We start from the raw sequence: 4,025 nt of genomic DNA on the forward strand, positions 1-4,025 counted from the left end.
AGTGAAGGCACGGGAGGTGAAGGCTCTGGCGAAGGTACAGGAGGCGAAGGCTCAGGTGAAGGTACAGGAGGCGAAGGTTCAGGTGAAGGCACAGGAGGTGAAGGTTCAGGTGAAGGACAGGACAATACTAAAGACACTACTGATTCAGATGGTGATGGTGTGCCAGATTATCAGGAAATCCTAGATGGCACAGATCCGACAGATCCAGAAGATTTCAAGGATACTGATGGAGATGGTGTGCCTGATTTTGTAGAAGATAAGGATGGAACCGATCCAACTGATCCAGAGGACTTCTTAGATACAGATGGAGGAGGTACTCCTGATTATGTGGAACTAGTGCTTTGGCCTAGTTTAGGTTTGCCTGCAGGAGACATCAATGATCCAGCAGATGACAATAGAGATACAGATGGGGATGGGGTTTCAGACTATGATGAGATTATAGATGGTACTGATCCAACAGATCCAGAGGATTTCAAGGATACGGATGGAGATAGTGTGCCTGATCAGATAGAAGATAAGGATGGTACTGATAAAACTGATCCGAATGACTTCTTAGATACAGATGGAGGAGGTACTCCTGATTATGTGGAACTAGTACTTTGGCCTAGTTTAGGTTTGCCAGAAGGAGATATCAATGATCCAGCAGATGACAATAGAGATTCCGATGGAGATGGTGTTCCTGATGTTGAAGAAATAAAAGACGGTACAGACCCAACAGATCCAGAGGATTTCAAGGATACAGATGGAGATGGTGTGCCTGATTTTGTAGAAGATAAGGATGGAACAGATCCAACAGATCCAGAGGACTTCAAGGATACGGATGGTGATGGCGTACCTGATTATGTAGAAGATAAGGATGGAACAGATCCAACTAATCCAGAGGACTTCAAGGATACGGATGGAGATGGTGTGCCTGATCATGTAGAAGATAAGGATGGTACCGATCCAACAGTTCCAGAAGACTTCAAGGATACGGATGGAGATGGCGTACCTGATTATGTAGAAGATGAGGATGGAACAGATCCAACTGATCCAGAGGACTTCAAGGATACGGATGGAGATGGCGTACCCGATTATGTAGAAGATAAGGATGGGACAGATTCAACGGATCCAGAGGACTTTAAGGATACGGATGGAGATGGCGTACCTGATTATGTAGAAGATAAGGATGGCACAGATCCAACCGATCCAGAGAATTTCAAGGATACGGATGGAGATGGCGTACCTGATTATGTAGAAGATAAGGATGGAACCGATTCAACGGATCCAAAGGACTTTAAGGATACAGACGGCGATGGTGTGCCTGATTATGTAGAAGATAAGGATGGTACCGATCCAACTGATCCAGAGGACTTCAATGATACGGATGGAGATGGCGTACCTGATTATGTAGAAGATAAGGATGGTACCGATCCAACTGATCCAGAGGATTTCAAGGATACGGATGAAGATGGTGTGCCTGATTATGTAGAAGATAAGGATGGAACCGATCCAACTGATCCAGAGGACTTCAAGGATACGGATGGCGATGGTGTGCCTGATTATATAGAAGATAAGGATGGAACCGATCCAACCGATCCAGAGAATTTCAAGGATACGGATGAAGATGGTGTGCCTGATTATGTAGAAGATAAGGATGGCACAGATCCAACTGATCCAGAGGATTTCAAGGATACGGATGGAGATGGCGTACCTGATTATGTAGAAGATAAGGATGTTACCGATCCAACTGATCCGAATGATTACAAGGATACAGATGGTGATGGTGTGCCAGATTACATTGAGGAGAGAGATGGTACTGACCCAACTGATCCGACAGACTATGTGGATTCTGATTTGGACAGAGTTCCAGATTACGTAGAAGAACGTGACGGAACCGATCCGAATGATCCAGAAGACTTCTTGGATACGGATGGTGGAGCTACACCTGATTTTGTAGAACTGGTATTGTTTCCAGAATATGGGCTGCCTCAAGGTGATATCAATGATCCTTCTGATGATGAACGAGACTCTGATGGTGATGGCGTGCCGGATTACCAGGAAATTAAGGATGGCTCAGACCCGACTGATATGAATGATTACAAAGATACGGACGGTGATGGTGTGCCAGATTACATCGAGGAGAGAGACGGTACTGATCCAAAAGATCCGAATGATTACAAGGACACAGATGGCGATGGTGTGCCAGATTACATCGAGGAGAGAGATGGCACTGACCCAACTGATCCAAATGATTATCAGGATACAGATGGTGATGGTGTACCAGACTACATCGAGGAGAGAGATGACACTGACCCGACTGATCCAAATGATTATCAGGATACAGATGGTGATGGTGTACCAGACTACATCGAGGAGAGAGATGGCACTGACCCAACTGATCTGAATGATTATAATGATACAGACGGTGATGGTGTACCAGACTATATTGAGGAAAGAGATGGAACTGATCCAACTGATCCGAATGATTACAAGGATACAGATGGCGATGGCGTACCAGACTATATTGAGGAAAGAGATGGCACTAATCCATCTGATCCGAATGATTACAAGGATACAGATGGCGATGGAGTACCAAATTATATTGAAGAGCGTGAAGGTACGGATCCAACCGATCCGAATGATTTCAAAGATTCAAACGGAGATGGAATTTCAGATTATATTATTGAAAGAACAATTATTACATCTTCCTCTGTAGAAATAGAAATTGCTTGGGGTCAAACTGGTAATGTACTTCCAAAAGAGGTTTTGGTAACTAATACTCAGGGAGCATTGATAAATGTTAAAGTAGTCTGGGATGAATCAACTTTAAATAGGTTCAAAAGAGGCGACTATGAAGTGGTTGGAGAGATTGCTTCTCAAAATGGTGTATTCAATCCAAATGGAGTTCAAGCTCTTGTGAAAGTTAAAGTCCTACCAAAACCAGTACCAGAAGATATCTTATTGTCCAACAATTCTTTTGAGGGAGCGAAAAACAGTCAGGAAGTAGTAATAGGTGCATTGAGTGTAATTGATCCGATAGACAATATTCATATACTCGGTGTGCCATATGATTTGGAAGATAACAGATACTTCAAAGTGATTAATGATGTACTTTATTGGAGCAGTGAAGATCCAGGAGCAGGTAGAACAAGCTTCAAGATTGTAGTGAGGGTTACTGATAGAGACTTCAATACGCTGGACAAGGTCTTTGAAATCACTAGAAACAGAGTACATGTATCAGAGATTGAAATCTATAATACTTTTTCTCCTAATAGAGATGGTAAGAATGATACTTGGGGAGTTCCAGAGCTAAGATACTACAGAGAGGTGCGTATCCAAGTATTCGACAGAGGAGGAGAAAGAATGTTCTACACAGAGAATCCTGATATCCGCTGGGATGGTACTTTGAATGGCAAAGAGTTACCAATTGGAACATATTACTGGACAATCGAAGTAGGAGAGACAGGAGAAGTAAGAAAAGGAATGTTGAATCTGTTAAGAAAATAGGTAAAAGGAACTAGGAAAAAGGCGAAAGGACGAGTTTTTGTGACTAGTCCCCCCTTTCTCTTTTGACCTTTGACCTTTCCCCTTAAATATAAAGTCATGAAAAAAACAATCATCTTAATCATAGGAATAGCCCTTGTAACGACAACGAATATTCTCGCTCAATCAAGAAAATACATTTCTCAATTCAGCCATTTACAGGGCTACTATAACCCAGCGTTGACAGGTTATGAAGGTTCTATGCTGAGAGGCTTTGTCCGCAATCAGTGGGCAGGCTGGGAGGGAGCACCAAAGACATACTTTGCCTCAGCAGAACTAGACTTCGGCCAACTCTCTGGTCAGGCCTCAGGAGATATTCTAGGCAAGAATGCAGCAGGGATCTCCATCCTTCATGACCAGTATGGTGCCTTTGCAGAAACAGAATTTGTGGCTAGTTATGCCTCAAGAATCCAAGTTGGAGAGAAGACCAATCTGAGATTGGGAGCTGGTTTAAATTACCGCTCTATCCGTTTGGATGGAAATAGTATGACAACAGAGCA

General features: G+C 43.1%; 2 protein-coding genes. Both read left to right on the forward strand.

Annotation, left to right across the window (positions count from 1 at the left end; translation table 11 throughout):
• Positions 1-3,489: T9SS type B sorting domain-containing protein (locus IEV57_RS17710; protein WP_194383030.1), on the forward strand; the 3,489-nt coding region annotated here is incomplete at its 5' end.
• A 96-nt stretch (positions 3,490-3,585) separates the two neighbouring features.
• Positions 3,586-4,025, forward strand: a 440-nt coding sequence (locus IEV57_RS17715; RefSeq protein WP_188444380.1) for a PorP/SprF family type IX secretion system membrane protein, incomplete at its 3' end; no start/stop codon positions are given.

It is taken from the genome of Belliella aquatica, from assembly GCF_014637795.1.
Taxonomy (GTDB): Bacteria; Bacteroidota; Bacteroidia; order Cytophagales; family Cyclobacteriaceae; genus Belliella; species Belliella aquatica.